Genomic DNA, 15,825 nt, shown 5'->3' on the forward strand with positions numbered 1-15,825 from the left:
TATGACAGGGTGGGATGTGATGGGTAATTTAGTCAGGGTGGCGAGAAAAGAATTTTCTGATCTGACCAGTAGCACGCTGATGTTGATTATCCTTATATGGTATTTTATCCAGTTTTTAATCGTCGTTTATACGCATGTCTATCCTTTTGATGGCATGCCTTCGCTTATTTCTTATTATGATAATCCTGCGGAACTCTTTTTTAGTGATTTTGCCATCATGTTATGTAAGAATGGCTCTATCTTGGGCATTGTGCTCGGTTTTGTTTCTGTTGCCTCGGAGGTGGATGGGCATGCGCTTAACATTCTGCTTATGAAGCCTTTGTATCGCGATACGGTTATTAATGGTAAGCTGTTAGGCGTTATCGGCTTTATATTGTGTTTGTTCGGTTTTACTGCGTTCCTCTTTATAATGGCCCTCTCGTTATATAGTGTTTTTATCCTTAACGCTCACGCTCCCGGCTCTTTGAGTGTCTATCTCTCTACGTTTGTGAGCTATTTGCCGTTGGCTCTTGTGTTGTCGCTGCTTTGTATTTTGCTCACGTATTCTATTACTTTGTTGATGTGCCAGGTCTTTAAGAATCAGAGTTTGGCGTTGTTTTTAAGCTTATTTATCTGGGTAATCCTCTTCGTCTTGATGGATAACGTTTTGTTAGCGGGTAATGTGGGATTCTTCGCTGGCCGAGCCGCTCAGGACTTTATCGCTAGCCTTTCACCTTACAATATGGTGGGCTCTATTCTTAGTGAGCGTGATCTTTATGGGGCTTTAGCTTATCGGGGGAGTCAATTCTTTACGTTATTTTTATATTGCTTTGTTGCACTTGTGTTATCTTATATTGCTTTTCTCAGGAGGGATATCTCATGAGCGCATTGTCGGCAGTGGCGAAGAATGAGTTCGGTATGGTAGCTAAGAATCCTCTCGTCTTTTTATTCATGGGCGTTATGACCGTGTTGGCGATAGTGAACGCTATGGGGGCCAGTGGGTTGAACAGCTATATAACCGGAGACGCTATCGAGTATTTATGGAATGTTAATTCGATAACAGCGGGGTTTTTTGTTTTGTTGACTTTGTGTTTGGGGATTATTTCGGTTTCCGATGAGCGTTCGAGGGGGGTTTTGGGCGTTATGCTTACTAAGCCTTTATATCGTAGGGACGTTCTTCTTGGTAAGTTCGTGGGCATAGCGTTATTCCTGTTTTTATTAATCACAGCTACACTGGTACTGTTCACGTCGTTGCTTGTTGTTGCGTTGGGTAATCCAGGGTCGATTGTGGAGCTCGTAGTAAGGGTGGGGTTTTTTATATTGCTCTTGTTTATATATTGTTGTTTTATGCTGTGCCTGGCAGCGCTCTTCAGCACATTGCTTAGTAAAGGGGCGGCATTGATTATATCTCTTATATATGTTTGTTACGATTGGTACTCTTATGGTACCATAGCCTTATCCGACCCATTTTTTGGGGGTTTACTATCCTTCGATCCGTTCTACCTTTACTGGAAGTCATTCTTGGGTATGGATGGAAAGGGCTTATTAAGTTCCTCTGTTCCTCTGGGAGCGTGGCTTGACTTTAGCTGGCCTTATATTGTCTTACTCATCTTGTACGTGGCAGTAGTTGCGCTTATAGATGTAATATTATTTAATAGAGAGGGGGAGTCGGTGTAATGTCTGTGATGAAGTACGTGTCTGTTTTATTATTGTTAGTGTTCTCTATGGTCATGGTACCTGTAGTCGCTGCCGCGCCAGCAGGCTCGTCTGGTTCGCATCGGTTTCCGTCAACTGGCCTGCGCAGGGGTTTTCTCTATTAGAAGTGGCAACTAGGCTTGTGTGGAGAGATTTGGGGTTTTAGGCGTATAGGCGAGCATTTTTTATGGGCCGTTGGTACGTTGTTGGTACGTTGTTGGTAGTCCTCGTTAAATATAAATAATTTAATTGCTTTTTAATCATTTGAAAAACGTGCATATGAGATTAAAGCCCTTGGGGCTATTACATGATGAATGATCTGAGCATGTCCACCATGCAATAGTCCTCACGGGCGGCGGTTTCACGTGCACACACAAGGGATGTGTGAACATGAAGAATCCATTGAAAGTATTGGCCCTATCCGGCTTAATGCTTGCGGTTATCGCAAGCGGCACAGCATTCGCATGGACGTGGAATCAGGTAGACTGGTCTCAGCTGACTAGCAGCAGTAAGGCGACGTGGTATGACAATTCGGAAGGGACTCCTCATATCGCTGGCGGATCAGAAATCACCTGGCAGAACACGTTCGACAATGAATTTCCATCTAGCTCATACTACCCGACACTCGACGCAATTCGAGACGATGGCGGAGACAGGTACCGCCTCGAAAGAGCAACGAGGCTGGATTACCGTTATGCGTGGTGTCCGGACGGAACCGAGCTTGATGACCGGTTAACTGCTGAAACTACGTCAGGGTCGCACAGCGTAAACGTGGATCACTTCTATGGTCTAAACAGGGGTGGATCGGACGTCAGGGTATCGGTGACGCACTACTATACGGTATAATGTAAAAACATTATTTACATTTTTAATAGACGGCAAAGAAAGAACGGCGAGTTGTTCGAAGTGAGAGTCAACTTAAAACGGATTGGCAGCCAGATGTCTAATACGTTATTTGTTGCGCGGAAGGAGTTTTCTTATCTTCTTAATAGCAGGCTTATCATATTTATCATGGTGTGGTATATGGCCATATTTTTCCTGTCGTTTTACGGTACGGCTCAATCGGTGAATAGTCTAGGCATCTCCGATCCTGTTCAGAACTATTTCGTGGACTATGTTTATACGCTCTGCTATTATGGCACTCTAGTGGCCGTGGTGCTTGGTTTCTCGTCGATATCCGTGGAAACGAGCGGTAAAGCTTTGAACACTTTACTATCGAAGCCGTTATATCGCGATACGATTATTAACGGCAAGCTCCTCGGCGCAGGCGGATTCATGGTATGTATCTACCTGCTCGTCACGATCCTGTACGTGTCCGGGATATCTTTGGTCACCAATGGCTCGCGGAACGCGGTGATGGCGTTCGTTGGCGGTTTGTCTTTATCGTTTCTCCTTTACATGCTGTGCATGCTGTTCTTCTTCTCCATATCCATGCTCGCCTGTCTCCTGTTCAGGGAACAGAGCCTGGCACTATTCGTGGGATTTTTAGCATGGATAGTGCTCTTCCGCTTGATATCAAGCGATATTTTTGCGGGCTCGATCTCGTACTTCTTTGGCAATAGCCAGTCGATACTTTTACTCGTCAGTGGCATGTCCCCCAGCACGATGCTATATTTTATCCTGGAAAATATGGATCTTCAAAGTGTTCTTGCCGAGAGCGGGCTCGAAGTGTTCAAGCTATTTTTATACTGTACCATCGGGCTAATATTATCGTACATCGCGTTCTTGAGGAGAGATGTCTCGTGAAAGCTATTTTCTTGGTGGCTAAAAACGAGTTTAACCGCATAGTTAGAAACCCGATCGCGGTGGTTTTCGGCGTCTTGATACTGGTATTCGCCACCGTCTACGCTATGGGGTGCTCTGCCAGTTTACCATCGATTCATTTCGAGGAACATGACTTCATATTCTTCTATATGGGCATCGGAAACTTCTACTGGATGCTCTCGGTCTTCTTCGCGTTCTTTTCTATGTGTGTCGGCATCGTTTCCGTTGCCGATGAGCAGTCGAGTAACTCGTTCAGGGTTTTATTTGCCAAACCGTTATACCGGAGGGACATCATAATAGGAAAATTCCTGGGAATCGGCACATTCCTGCTCATCGCACTGGCACTGGCTATTGCTTTAATTTCCTCTCTAGTCATCCTGGTATACGGAGGCCCGGAATCCGTCAGCGAGCTGGTATGGAGGCTGGGAGCGTTTACATTCGTCTCGTCTCTGAGCTGTAGCGTTACGCTCGGACTGGTGATGCTTCTGGGGATTATGCTTAGCAAAGAAGAGGCACTAGTAGTCTCGCTGGCGTATATATCGTTCAGCTGGCTGACCCAGACAAACCTGATTCCGCAGTCATTCCGCGATCTCATCGTCATCATTCCTGTGGACCTGTTTGTGAAAGCAAGCTGTGTGCGTGGCAATGACCTGTTTACGCTGACATTACCGTTTGACCGGTGGCTTGGCAACGCGCTACCATATATTGTATTGCTATTGGCGGAGGCCATTATCCTGGTGCTGATCGATTGCGTCTTGTTCGCGAGAAAAGAGGGATGATCGCGATGTACAGGCTATCCGATAGTAATTCGAATCTAGGCTTAAAACGATCATCGCATGAAAAAGTAGAACTAGAGGAGATTATCGCATGAGTAATAAAACTGGGCCGGCATCTCTACTATGTCAAACATTTCTATTGCTGGCCTTCCTCGCCATTGGGGCGGCTCTCCCAATGGCCGAAGCATCATCCGACAGGTTCGTCGCAGTATCCTGCAGCTCAAGCAACGTCATGGCGCTCAGTGAAAACGGCACCGTGTGGACCTGGGGAAGGATCTATTGGGGCTACGAGAACGGTAGCTGTGAATGGTATGATCAGACGACGCCGGTACAAGTACCCATAGAAAACGTGACAGCGATATCATCGGGCACAGATCATAGCGTCGCGCTGAAGAGTGATGGAACCGTGTGGGCATGGGGCTATAACTATTGGGGCGAGCTGGGCGACGGAACCCGAGCGAGCGAGCCGCTGACGCCAGTACAAGTCGTCGGCCTGAATAACGTAGAGTCCATCTCCGCCGGCAACGGCTACACGATCGCGCTAAAGAACGACGGGACCGTGTGGGCATGGGGAATGAACAATATTGGCCAGCTCGGCGACGGTACGCGGGAAAACCGATATACTCCAGTAATGGTGAAAGGGTTGACAGATGTCGTAGCCATAAAAGGAGCGGCTCTCGCTATAAAAGAGGATGGCACCGTGTGGTCATGGCGGCCCGGGTTATTCGGCGTGGACGAGGGCAATGAGAGCAGCATGGCCATGTTCATGGGTCGCGAGGGCATACCATTCCAGATCCAGGGCCTAAAAAACGTGAGGGATATCGATACGAGCATCAGTCATACGGTGTTCGTCAAAGAGGATGGCACCGTGTGGAGTTGGGGGCATAGTGGCTATGGCACCCTTGGTGATGGCACGATGATCGAAATAAATGCGCCTTTTATCACGACCCCCGTACAAGCTCGGGGTCTCATAAATGTCAAATCAGTATCGTCCGCCAGCGTTGCTTTAAAGAACGATGGGACCGTGTGGGTATGGGGGTATAATAATTTCGGCAAACATGGCGATGGCAAATCTTTTGATGCCAAGGCTGTTCCCACCCAGGTACCTGGGATGAGCGACGTCATAGCCATCGCTTCCGGAAGCTTTAACACGGTATTTCTCAAGAAGGACGGGAGCGTCTGGACGTGCGGAGCTAATAATTGTGGGCAGATCGGTGATGGGACGAGGTCTGACTGGGTACTTGACTCGCAGAACGATGAGAATGATAAGCGCGTGCCGGTAAGGGTACTGGGTTCTCAAGGTGTGGTGTCCATGGCGCAGGCTAATGATACGCTATCGCCGGGCCCGTCGCGGAGCAGTGGCTTCGATCTTTCGACGATTATCACGATGATCTGCCTGTTATCCTCGGGCGGCCTCGTATACTCTGCTTTGCGGAAAAGTAGAAACTCATGAAAAACATGGCGGGAGCGTGGGACTATTCTCCCTGGAGGCTTAAGTGGCGACGCGCCCAAATCAGGCTACCTGACGCCCATGAGGGAGGATTTTGGGTTTTAGGCGTATAGGCGAGCATTTTTTATGGGCCGTTGGTACGTTGTTGGTACGTTGTTGGTGGTCCTGGTTAAATATAAATAATTTAATTGCTTTTTAATCATTTGAAAAACGGACGTATGAGATTTAATGCCTTCAGAGGCTCGTGCATGGTGAACGGTCATCTAAACCTTTGTTTCCGTGCCGAGTCCCCGAAGGCGGCGATTTCATGTGCACACTATGGAGAGTGATACAATGAAACCGAACAAAACACTAGTATTGGCCCTATCCGGCTTAATGCTTGCGGTCATCGCAAGCGGCACAGCATTCGCAAACACCTGGCCGGGCAGCGACAGCTCACAATTAAAAAATCCGAACTATGCTCAATGGGCTTCTTATATTACCCAGACTTCTGAGCCAACAGTTCCTGGATGCTCAACGCTCATGTGGGATAACTCCTGGGAAAATCAACTTGGAGGCACTTATTATCCAACACTTGCCACCTACGACCAAAACATGCAAAATGAACAGGATACGTACATCAATTATGCTATGACTTATGGTCAATCTACCCAAAGATACCCCCAATCTGGGTATTATACGGGTAGCCGTACAGTGTCTAATGCTCCTGGCTGGCATTGCATATATGTAAGCCATTGCTATGGGACGAGTTATAAATCTATGGCGATATCTTCAAGCGGGCCTCAATTCGTTGAGCAGTCTTATAATGTGTGAGTAAAAATTTTAATTTTTCCTTTAATTTCACATGCTGAAAGGTATACGAAGGCATGAAAAGGTGTATATATGATGAATAATGCAATAATGGTAGCAAGAAAGGAATTTACTGACCTGGCTAGCAGCAGGCTGATGCTGATAGTTCTTGCGTGGTATGCTATCACCTCTTACTTTATTCTCTTTAACATGGTTTATCCTTTTGATGGCTGGCCTTCGATACTTTCTCGCTTTGATAACGTTGCCAGCGGCATTTTCGTGGATTTTGCCTACACGTTGTGCTATTCCGGCTCCATCGTGGGCATTGTGCTCGGGTTCGTCGCCGTTGCCTCCGAGGTGGATGGAAAGGCGTTAAACACTTTACTGGTTAAACCACTATATCGGGATACGATCATCAATGGTAAGCTTCTAGGGGGATTGGGCTTTGTGTTATGCCTATTCGGGTTTACCTCAGCTTTTTACTTTGTGGCCATGTCGATATATAGCATAGTGGTTAGGGATGCTCTTGGCCCGTTGCTAAGTATCTACATTCCGACTTTTATCAGCTATTTGCCATTAGTCCTTGTGTTGTCGCTGCTTTGCATTATGCTCACTTATTCTATCACTTTGTTGATGTGCCTACTCTTCAAGAACCAGAGTCTAGCGTTGTTCATCAGCCTGTTCATATGGGTGATACTTTTTGTATTGATAGATAATGTTTCATTCGCAGGAAATATCGGATTACTTGTCGGCGATGAAATCGGATATTTCATTGGCGGCTTTTCTGTTCATAATATGCTTTATTTTATGCTTAGCCAGAATAGCATTCAAGGCGTTTTAGCCAACTGGTGGTCCCAGTTCTTCATGTTATTCTTATATTGCTTTACCGCCATCGTGTTGGCCTACATCGCTTTTCTCAGGAGGGACGTCGCATGAATGCGCTGCTTGTAGTTGCCAGGAATGAGTTCTCCATGGTGGCGAGAAATCCGATTATCGTTTTATTCATGGGGCTCATGGTTGTTTATACTTTAGTGAACGATCTTGGAGTTATCGGCACAATTAGGGGCTATGACATGCCAATTGACTATGCAAGGGCCATCCTGAGTGATGTCGGATTTGTTAACCCGTTTATGGGCGGGTTCTTCGTTTTACTGACCTTGTGCCTGGGCGTCGTATCCATTGCGGATGAGCGCTCGAAGGGGTCGTTGGGGGTCATGCTCGCCAAGCCTCTCTACCGTAGAGACCTTATCCTTGGCAAGCTTACTGGCATAGCCGCGCTCCTCCTTTTGCTGATGACGATAACTTTTGTCTCCTTCGTATCGTCGCTAATCGTTGTTTATGGTAACATCGGGTCAATGATGGAGGTGATCATACGGATGAGCCTGTTCATCTTTTTATTGTTCGCTTACTGTTGCTTTACGCTAGGCGTGGTAGCGCTTTTTAGTATTCTATTTAGTAAAGGTGCGGCGTTGGTTGCATCGCTCGCATATTTTTGTTACGAGTGGTACTCATATGGATTCATAGCTCCATCTGATCCATTCTTTGGGGCTTTAAGGCGCTTTGACCCAGTCCAGATATTCTGGAACCCCCTCATCAACGTCAAAGGAAGCGGCCTGCAAGACACCGCTCTCCCTCTGGGAGAGTGGATAAACTACAGCTGGCCATACATAACGCTGTTGGTGCTTTACGTTATCATCATAATGCTGGTTGATAGCATGATATTCAACCGTGAAGAAATATGAGGAGAACGAGAATGAGCAAGAATTGCGGCTTTGTAGCCATAAGCTTGTGTGTAGCGCTAGAGCTCTTATTCATCGCTGTGCAGACTGCCGCCGTATCGCAGGCAGGCTCGCCGGGCAGCGCTAACGCCTCGGGCTCGTGTGGTTCGCATCGGTTTGTATCTGTGGCGGTTGGGGATTGTTCTTTATTGGCTTTGAGGGATGATGGTACGGTGTGGACGTGGGGTAAAATGTATTGTGGGGAGCCGGCTTTGTTGCCTGGTCACACGGTGGAGGAGTATTATTGGATTGAGCCAGTACCGGTTCAGGTGCCGATTAGCGATGTGACCGCCATAGCTGCCGGCGGCGATTTTGGCCTGGCCCTTAAAAATGATGGCACCGTGTGGACGTGGGGGTATGGTCCTGGCACGAGAAGGGGTAATATTAGCATAGTCCAGGTGGAGGGCCTGCAGAACGTTACGGCTATATCTGCCGGCTTGAATGGCCTGGCCCTTAAGAGTGATGGCACGGTGTGGGCGTGGGGATGTAATTGGGGAGGACAGCTGGGCGATGGAACCAGGGTAGACCGCTCATTACCAGTCCAGGTAAAGGGGTTATCTAATATTGCATCTATATGGGGTGGCTCTTTTGCTATCGGGGAGGATGGCACGGTGTGGACATGGGGCACTACTTTTTCGGGCGCGGCCGCTGAGCCTGGATGCATGGATATCGGTAGTCCTACGCCTTTCCAGATTCCCGGCCTTAAGGGAGTAATAGCTATAGACATGGATGAGGCGTCGAGCCACGTGCTCTTTCTTAGGGATGATGGCAGTGTGTGGGGCTGGGATACGCCTGCTAGCACGGAGCAGTTTAATCCTTATCGGGTGGAAGCTAAGGGTTTTTCTAACATCACAGCTGTTCAAGCCTGCGGCGGAGGAGGCTCAATGGCCTTAAAAGACGATGGCACCGTGTGGATATGGGGGAATGATGCGAGCGGCCAGCTAGCCAGCGACTTAATCTCCAATGGCCCTTATTATTATGGGGCGTCTACGCCCATGGAGCTTCCTGGTTTTAACGGTGTGGTCGCGATAAGCTCCCATTACAGTAATTCCTTGTTTTTAAAGGATGATGGGAGCGTGTGGGTATGCGGAGACGGGAGCTATGGGGAGGCGGGAAATGGCACGTTCGTTTCGCAAATTCGCGTGCCCATCAAGGTGCTTGGTCCGGGAGGAGTGCCGTCTCCATCGCCTTCAGGGGTGATAGCACCGAACGATAGCCCGTCTCCAGCCATGTCATCGGCCTCAAATGGCGAAGGCATCCGAAATGGCTTTCTTTCAATTTTGGTAGCTTTTTCACTGCTCTTCGTCATCATCGTAGCTGGAGCCATATACTTTTTATTTATAAAAAGATAAGAGCATTATGATATTATATTAATAATAAAGTATTTTATATTGTAATGGATGCATATGGCTGCGCAGGATGAGAGGATAGAGTCCTTAAGGGCCGATGTCCTTGAGGCCATGAGGCTGGTGAGGAGGTCCCTTGAGGAATCGGTGAGGTCGCTCGACGACAGGGACGTGGACCTGGCAAACGAGGTGCTAAAAAGGGAGAGGCAGGTCAATGAGCTGGAGGCAAGGGTGGATAACGCCTGCCTGGAGATGCTCGGAGAGGGCGTTGAGGGCGGAAGGCTCAGGATGATAGCGGCCACGTTTAAGCTTATCACTGATGTGGAGAGGATAGGGGACTATTGCGTGGCAATCGCGGGGGTGACGCTGGCCGTTGCCAACAAGCCCCTGACCGCTACATCCCTTGATATCGAGAAAATGGCCGGCAGGGCTCTCCATATGCTCGACTCCTGCATAGCGGCATACATAGAAAAGTCGTCAATTGACATAGAGGGCATCTTTAGGGAGGACGGGGAAATAGACCGCCTCTACGAGGAGGTCTTCATCAGCTCGATATCGTCCGTGCTAGGCGAGCCGAAGCTTATAACGAATGTCATGTACATGACCGTTGCCGCAAGAGCGCTTGAGAGGATTGGCGATCACATCACCAACATAGCCGAGGACATATCCTACATGGAGACAGGCAGGCTCGTCCGCCGCGACGAGGCAGTCTACGTTCCGGCGTTCCCTTGATATCATGAAGATAAAGGCCGTCATCTCGGACATCTATACAACCCTGATAGACGTCAGGACCGACGAGGAGGATAAGGATGTCTATCGCCGGCTCGCATCATACCTGAAATACCATGGGGTCTACCTCTCCGCTGACGAGCTTAAGTGGTTCTTTTTCGAGAAGAAGGCGCTCCAGAAAAAGCAGAGCAAGGAGCCCTACCCTGAGGCCGACTATCGTCGGCTGTGGTATGACATACTGAGGGAGAACCAGTACGCCTACTCGGGCCCGGATATCGATAAATCGAGCATCGTGCCGGACATAGCCAAGCTCCACAGGGCCCTTACCGTGGAGAGGATAAGGCTCTACAGGGGCGTCTATGAGACGCTGGCGGGCCTGAAGCCCAGGTACAGGCTTGGCATAGTATCCGATTCCCAGGTAGACCACGCATACCCCGAGCTGAGGATGCTGGGCATCCACGATTTTTTCGACGCAATCGTCGTGTCAGCCGAGTTCGGGTTCAGGAAGCCCGACGTGCGGCTCTTCAGCGAATGCCTGAGGAGGCTCGGGGCAAGGCCCGAGGAATCGGTCTACGTGGGCAACGATACCATGAGGGACATAAAGGGTGCGAAGGACGCGGGCATGGTGGGCGTGCTCATCATGACTAAGCATGGGAAAAAGGATAGGGACATAGTCGCCCCGGACTTTACAATCGAATACATCGGCCAGCTAAACGAAGTATTGGGGGAACTTGAAAAGCGATGACCAGGATAAAGGGCGACATAAGCAAGCGCTCCAGGCTTTATAAGTTCTTAAAGGAACGCGAGCTGTGGAAGGCCACCGGCATCGCCAGCCATCCCGAGCTTTACGTGACCAGGCTGGGAGGATCCCACGAAGTATACCTCGTGTACGATGGCAGGAGCCATAAGAAGTTCATATTGAAATCGTTCCTGGATGATGGCCATGAAAAAGCGTCCAGGTATATGGAAAAAGAGTATGAGCGCCTGAAGCAGGCCGATAGGCTGATAAACCATCATTCCTGGGTTCACGTCGCCAGGCCTCTCTATAAAAGCAGGGATGGGGGCTTTTTTGTGGAGCAATACGCGCATGGAACGGTGCTTGGCCATTACATGAAGGAGGCGATGTCACGCTGGAAAGATGGGGCGCTATACGAAAAGCTGACCATGCTCGCTGGCTTTCTCGCATTATTGCATAAAAGCTCTAAGAAGCCGTGGAGGGTCGACCCTTCGAGCATTGAAGGCGAGGTGGCCAGGCACGCCTGCCAGGCGAGCCGTGAGGGGGCCATGACGCCCGGCGAGCTTCATGCGATGAAGCACCTCATTGAGAAGGCGTGCTTCTACGGTTTCTTTGGTGATGAAAAGAGGTCGCTGGTACACGGCGACGTTAACCCCTCAAATTTTTTGTATAATAGCGGCCGGCTATACGTCATAGACATGGAGCGGGCGGCCTACAAGGACCCGGCATATGACCTTGGCACGATGGCCGGCGAGCTATTCCACTACGCCATGTACTATAGCGGAGACCCGTATAGCGCAGACCCTTTCATAGGTCACCTATACTGGACATACGCGGGCAATTTTAGAGACCAGCTAGGCACGTTCATCCGCCTGACCAAGCGCAATCCTTTGTATATGGCCAACTCGCTGCTTCGCATCGCCCGGCAGCCTTACTTTAGCCAGCCCTATAAGCGAAGGCTCGCCTTTCACGCTAAAGAATGCCTTAAAAGCCTAAAACGATTCAAAAGGTAAGGCCCGAAAACAAGTTTATAGATGAAAGTCGTATGATAAACATAGTGATCTTTTATGGCAGGACTGTTAGGCAGGCTCACAGCCACCATCAAGGCGAAGCTGAGCAGGCTCCTCGACACGTTCGAGGATCCGAGGGAGACGCTCGACTATTCATATAAGAGGCAGCTTGAATTGCAGGCCGACGTCAAGAAGGGCATAGCCAGCGTCATAACGGCCAGGAAGAGGCTGGAGCTTCAGAAGAGCAAGCTGGAGGCGGGCATACAGAGGCTCAACGAGCAGGCCCGCGAGGCGGTAGCTGCTGGGAGGGACGACCTGGCCTCGATAGCGCTGCAGAGGAAGATGGACATGATGGCGCAGGTTGACAGCCTGACGGCGCAGATAGAGGACTTGAAGAGGCAGGAGGATAAGCTGGCCGATACCGCACGAAAGCTTGACGCGAAGATCGAGCTTTTCCGCGCCGAGAAGGAGACGATTAAGGCGCAGTATACTGCTGCCGAGGCGAAGGTGAAGATAACCGAGGCGACGACGGGCATCGGAGAGGAGATGGCCGACGTGGGCTATGCCGTCCAGAGGGCGAGGGATAAGACCGAGGAGATGCAGGCCCGCAGCGAGGCGCTCGACACCATGGTGGAGCAGGGCACCATCGAAGACGTGCTCGGGAATAAGGACCTCGTAGAAAAAGAATTAACCAAGATTAAGAATGAGGCCGCGGTGAAGAGGGAGCTGGAGACTCTGAAGCAGGAGGTTGGGCGATGATTATACGTATCATGAACGAGAACCAGTACATAGTGCCGTCTTTGTATTACGATGACATCAACAGGCTTGATAACGAGATAGTGAAGCTCATCGCGAAGGGGGACCGGGAGGGCTTTAAGGAGAAATATGGGGAGCTTATCGCGCTGGTCCGGAAAAATGGGGTGCCCATGGACGTTAAGACCCTGAAGGAGTCGGATCTCATCATACCGCCCGCCGACCTCACCTTTGAGGAGGCACAAAAAATATTTACAGGGGAGGGGCTCATCCCCGGCTAGGCCTACCTGATGAGGAAGAACACGGCCGCCATCATGGCATACAGCGCGATAAGCTGAGCCCCTTCGAGCCAGTTCGACTCCCCGTCAGCCGATATCATGTTGGCTATTATTACGGCGGCTATGACGGCGACCACCTCGAACTCGTTGAAGACCAGGCTCATCGGGTTGCCCCACAGCCAGCTTATAAAAACAAGCACGGGGGCGATTAAAAGGGCTATCTGGGTGCTCGACCCCATCGCTATGCCGAGGCTAAGGTCCATGTTATTCTTCATCGCCATAATTATGGCCGTGCTGTGCTCCGCCGCGTTGCCTATTATCGCGACCACGATGACGCCTATGAAAAGCTCTGTAAGGCCCAGGGATTGGCTCACCGGCTCCACCGCCCCGACGAGGAGCTCGCTTTCCAGGGCTATTATTATAGTCGTGGCCAGCAATACCAGGATAGCCTTGCTTTTCGGCCATTGCGGTTTGCACTCCTCCCCCTCGCAGTCGTAGAGGTGCCTGTGGGTTCGTAGCGAGAAGACGAGGCTGCAGACATATGTGATGAGCAGGATGGCTGATATGCCCAGGCTTAGCGTCTCCACCGTGTTGAAGTCAAAGATATGGGAGACGAGGGCGGGCATGATGAGGCCCACCGCCGCCAGGGCAAGCATCGTGGAGTTGACGCCCTGCACTCTGGAGTTGAACGTCTGCTTCTCCCTGTTGAGGCCGCCAAAGAACATGCTGCAGCCGGTTATGAGGAGCATGTTTCCTATGATGCCGCCCGTGAGCGAGGCCTTCACGACCTCGAAAAGGCCTGCCTGAAGGGCGAAGATTGCTATTATCAGCTCGGTGGCATTTCCAAAAGTTGCGTTCAGCAGCCCGCCGATGCCGGCCCCGACCTGCTTGGAGAGCTCCTCGGTGGCCTTCCCCATGAACCCGGCCAGAGGGATGATGGCCAGGGCGGCCGAAACGAACAACAGTATACTATTCGCATGGAGCAATTCCATGACTATGCTAATCGGGATGAAGATGAGCAAAACGCCCAGGATGGCATCGAAGTTGAGCTTGGCCATGTACCATTAATACCTCAAGGGCAGTATATAAGCTTATCCGCAGATTGCCATTGCCATGGGCGAATATGCGCTTAAAAACGGTCTTAACTCTGGCCAAATTAGTTACATAACACATCCTGTTTATTATAAAAATAAATTGAATAATAATATAAACCTCGCAGGCAAAACATGCACCCGGGTGGATTAATTGGATTTATCCAGGATTAAAAAGCCCCTGGCTATGCTATTCGTTATCACTATGGTAAGCGTGGGGCTACTAATGGCCATAAACAGCGTCATCGGCCAACAATACCCGCCGGCAGGCCAGGGGACTGAGGGGGGATACGCCATACTCGGGGGCATAAGCCTGGGGCCAGGGACGAACACCATAGCTTTATCGGTCAGCATCGCATCGCAGCAAGGAAGCCAGATATACTTCCAGGTTAATGGCTTTGCCATCGTGGATCAGCAGTCGCAGGCGGCCACCGTTTACACGCTAAGCCAGGCGATGCCGGGCATCATGGACACGGGCAACAACAACGTGCAGGTCGACGTCAGCAAGCTTCAGTCGTCCATTCAATCGACACAGCAGGCCAGCATGAGCGACCTGTATACAATACTCAGGCCTTCGGTTAATTCGCTTATGGTGCTCGCGCAGCTCGCGCAGCAGGGCGCCCAGGGCGCGCAGGCGACTTTCCAGGTGCAGAGCCTTCAGGTCATCATGCCGGATGGCCAGGCAAACGTGTTTAACCTGAGCCAGCCGATGTCGGTGGTCGTCGATTCTTCGGCCATGAGAGTTTACACGGTAGGCTTCCCGCAGGTCTACAATCTGGTTAACACGTTTATCATGAATATCCAGAATAATTACTACACGAGCATTAATTATAACGTCGTCGCGGGCCCGACAATCGTGGTTACGCCGCCAGTCGTATACCCGATTATAGCGCCTATCGCGTTTCCGGCGGTGTGGCCCGTGTTTTATCCGGTGCCTGTGCCCGTGCCTATGCCAGTGGTTACGGTGACTCCTTTACCGCCGTCGGTGACGCCTACTAAGATGCCGACTGTATCGCCTGCTGTATCGCCTACTAAGATGCCGACTGTATCGCCTACTGTATCGCCTACCAAGATGCCGACCGTATCGCCTACAGTGACTCATGCGGCCAGCCTTACGCCATCGCCAACCAAGAAGCCGGTCTTATCGGCCATCGCGACCAAAAAGCCCATATCATCGGCCATCGTACCGACCAAAAAACCCGTCAGCACGTACAAGCCTATCACGACCTTTAAGCCGACAGCCGGCGGGGGCGGCGGAGTGATCACGACAAAGAAGCCCATCACCACAACGTACAGGCCGGGCGGCGGAGGCATGCCCATCGCGACCAGGATGCCGATAACGACAAAAAAGCCCTGAAAATCCGCATCCTCTAAAATAGACACGCAAAGCGTGCACGGTCAGGCTGCCGTGCACCGCTTATCTTTATTCCAGAGGCTGTTGCGAAATTAGTTTATGGTGGTTGTTCTGGGGTTTTTGTCATGGACTAGCTGGCGGAGCGCCTGAATTTGCCTTATTGTTGCTCGTCTCCTGGTTCTCGCTTGAACCTGCTAGACACGCTGTCATGGTGGTGTGGAAGGGCCGAGAATCCTCATTTTATACGGGTCACGTCCTAAGCCTGAGAAGCTCGTGGGCGCCTGGAATCCCCAACCC

Annotated in this window: 17 protein-coding genes; 16 read left to right on the forward strand and 1 reads right to left on the reverse strand. The window is 50.4% G+C overall.

Annotated features, from left to right (window positions below; genetic code table 11):
• Positions 1-19: 19 nt before the first annotated feature.
• From MTC_RS05660 to pspAA, 15 genes are all read left to right on the forward strand, one after another.
• A complete protein-coding gene (locus MTC_RS05660; RefSeq protein WP_014405729.1) occupies positions 20-862 on the forward strand; it encodes an ABC transporter permease subunit in 843 nt (280 codons plus the stop codon).
• The gene (locus MTC_RS05665) at positions 859-1,656 is read left to right on the forward strand and encodes an ABC transporter permease (RefSeq protein WP_014405730.1); all 798 of its coding nucleotides are present in this window, start codon (positions 859-861) and stop codon (positions 1,654-1,656) included. The genes MTC_RS05660 and MTC_RS05665 overlap by 4 nt, the downstream gene beginning before the upstream one ends.
• A gap of 408 nt (positions 1,657-2,064) precedes the next feature.
• Positions 2,065-2,520, forward strand: a complete 456-nt coding sequence (locus tag MTC_RS05670; protein WP_014405731.1) for a hypothetical protein — start codon at positions 2,065-2,067, stop codon at positions 2,518-2,520.
• Positions 2,521-2,613: 93 nt separating this feature from the next.
• The gene (locus tag MTC_RS05675) at positions 2,614-3,420 is read left to right on the forward strand and encodes an ABC transporter permease (RefSeq protein ID WP_048189072.1); all 807 of its coding nucleotides are present in this window, start codon (positions 2,614-2,616) and stop codon (positions 3,418-3,420) included.
• 14 nt (positions 3,421-3,434) lie between these two features.
• On the forward strand, positions 3,435-4,217 hold the full coding sequence (locus MTC_RS05680) for an ABC transporter permease (protein ID WP_272941621.1): 783 nt from the start codon (positions 3,435-3,437) through the stop codon (positions 4,215-4,217).
• 88 nt (positions 4,218-4,305) lie between these two features.
• Positions 4,306-5,667, forward strand: a complete 1,362-nt coding sequence (locus tag MTC_RS05685; protein ID WP_014405734.1) for an RCC1 domain-containing protein — start codon at positions 4,306-4,308, stop codon at positions 5,665-5,667.
• 330 nt (positions 5,668-5,997) lie between these two features.
• Positions 5,998-6,477 carry a hypothetical protein gene (locus MTC_RS13050; protein ID WP_143767083.1) on the forward strand — a complete coding sequence of 160 codons (480 nt, stop codon included), beginning with the start codon at positions 5,998-6,000 and terminating at the stop codon, positions 6,475-6,477.
• 69 nt (positions 6,478-6,546) lie between these two features.
• Positions 6,547-7,389: an ABC transporter permease gene (locus MTC_RS05690; RefSeq protein WP_014405735.1), complete on the forward strand. Its 843-nt coding sequence runs from the start codon at positions 6,547-6,549 to the stop codon at positions 7,387-7,389.
• Complete coding sequence (locus MTC_RS05695) at positions 7,386-8,195, forward strand: ABC transporter permease (protein ID WP_014405736.1); 810 nt, start codon at positions 7,386-7,388, stop codon at positions 8,193-8,195. The genes MTC_RS05690 and MTC_RS05695 overlap by 4 nt, the downstream gene beginning before the upstream one ends.
• Before the next feature lie 11 nt (positions 8,196-8,206).
• A complete protein-coding gene (locus MTC_RS05700) occupies positions 8,207-9,583 on the forward strand; it encodes an RCC1 domain-containing protein (RefSeq protein WP_014405737.1) in 1,377 nt (458 codons plus the stop codon).
• A gap of 54 nt (positions 9,584-9,637) precedes the next feature.
• Positions 9,638-10,309, forward strand: a complete 672-nt coding sequence (gene phoU / locus MTC_RS05705) for a phosphate signaling complex protein PhoU (RefSeq protein WP_014405738.1) — start codon at positions 9,638-9,640, stop codon at positions 10,307-10,309.
• A 4-nt stretch (positions 10,310-10,313) separates the two neighbouring features.
• Complete coding sequence (locus MTC_RS05710) at positions 10,314-11,051, forward strand: HAD family hydrolase (protein ID WP_014405739.1); 738 nt, start codon at positions 10,314-10,316, stop codon at positions 11,049-11,051.
• Complete coding sequence (locus MTC_RS05715) at positions 11,048-12,055, forward strand: phosphotransferase family protein (RefSeq protein ID WP_014405740.1); 1,008 nt, start codon at positions 11,048-11,050, stop codon at positions 12,053-12,055. Before MTC_RS05710 ends, MTC_RS05715 begins: the two co-directional genes overlap by 4 nt.
• 54 nt (positions 12,056-12,109) lie before the next feature.
• Entirely contained in the window at positions 12,110-12,811 is a 702-nt protein-coding gene (locus MTC_RS05720; protein ID WP_014405741.1) for a PspA/IM30 family protein, read from the forward strand.
• On the forward strand, positions 12,808-13,086 hold the full coding sequence (pspAA, locus tag MTC_RS05725; RefSeq protein WP_014405742.1) for a PspA-associated protein PspAA: 279 nt from the start codon (positions 12,808-12,810) through the stop codon (positions 13,084-13,086). The genes MTC_RS05720 and pspAA overlap by 4 nt, the downstream gene beginning before the upstream one ends.
• A 2-nt stretch (positions 13,087-13,088) precedes the next feature.
• On the opposite strand, the gene cax is transcribed toward pspAA, so the two are convergent.
• Complete coding sequence (cax, locus tag MTC_RS05730) at positions 13,089-14,141, reverse strand: calcium/proton exchanger (protein WP_014405743.1); 1,053 nt, start codon at positions 14,139-14,141, stop codon at positions 13,089-13,091.
• 220 nt (positions 14,142-14,361) lie between these two features.
• Here cax and MTC_RS05735 point away from each other — a divergent pair, with 220 nt between their 5' ends.
• Positions 14,362-15,531, forward strand: coding sequence for a hypothetical protein (locus MTC_RS05735; RefSeq protein WP_158308493.1), 1,170 nt, complete (start codon positions 14,362-14,364; stop codon positions 15,529-15,531).
• The last annotated feature ends 294 nt before the right edge of the window (positions 15,532-15,825 follow it).

The organism is Methanocella conradii HZ254, from assembly GCF_000251105.1.
GTDB lineage: Archaea > Halobacteriota > Methanocellia > Methanocellales > Methanocellaceae > Methanocella > Methanocella conradii.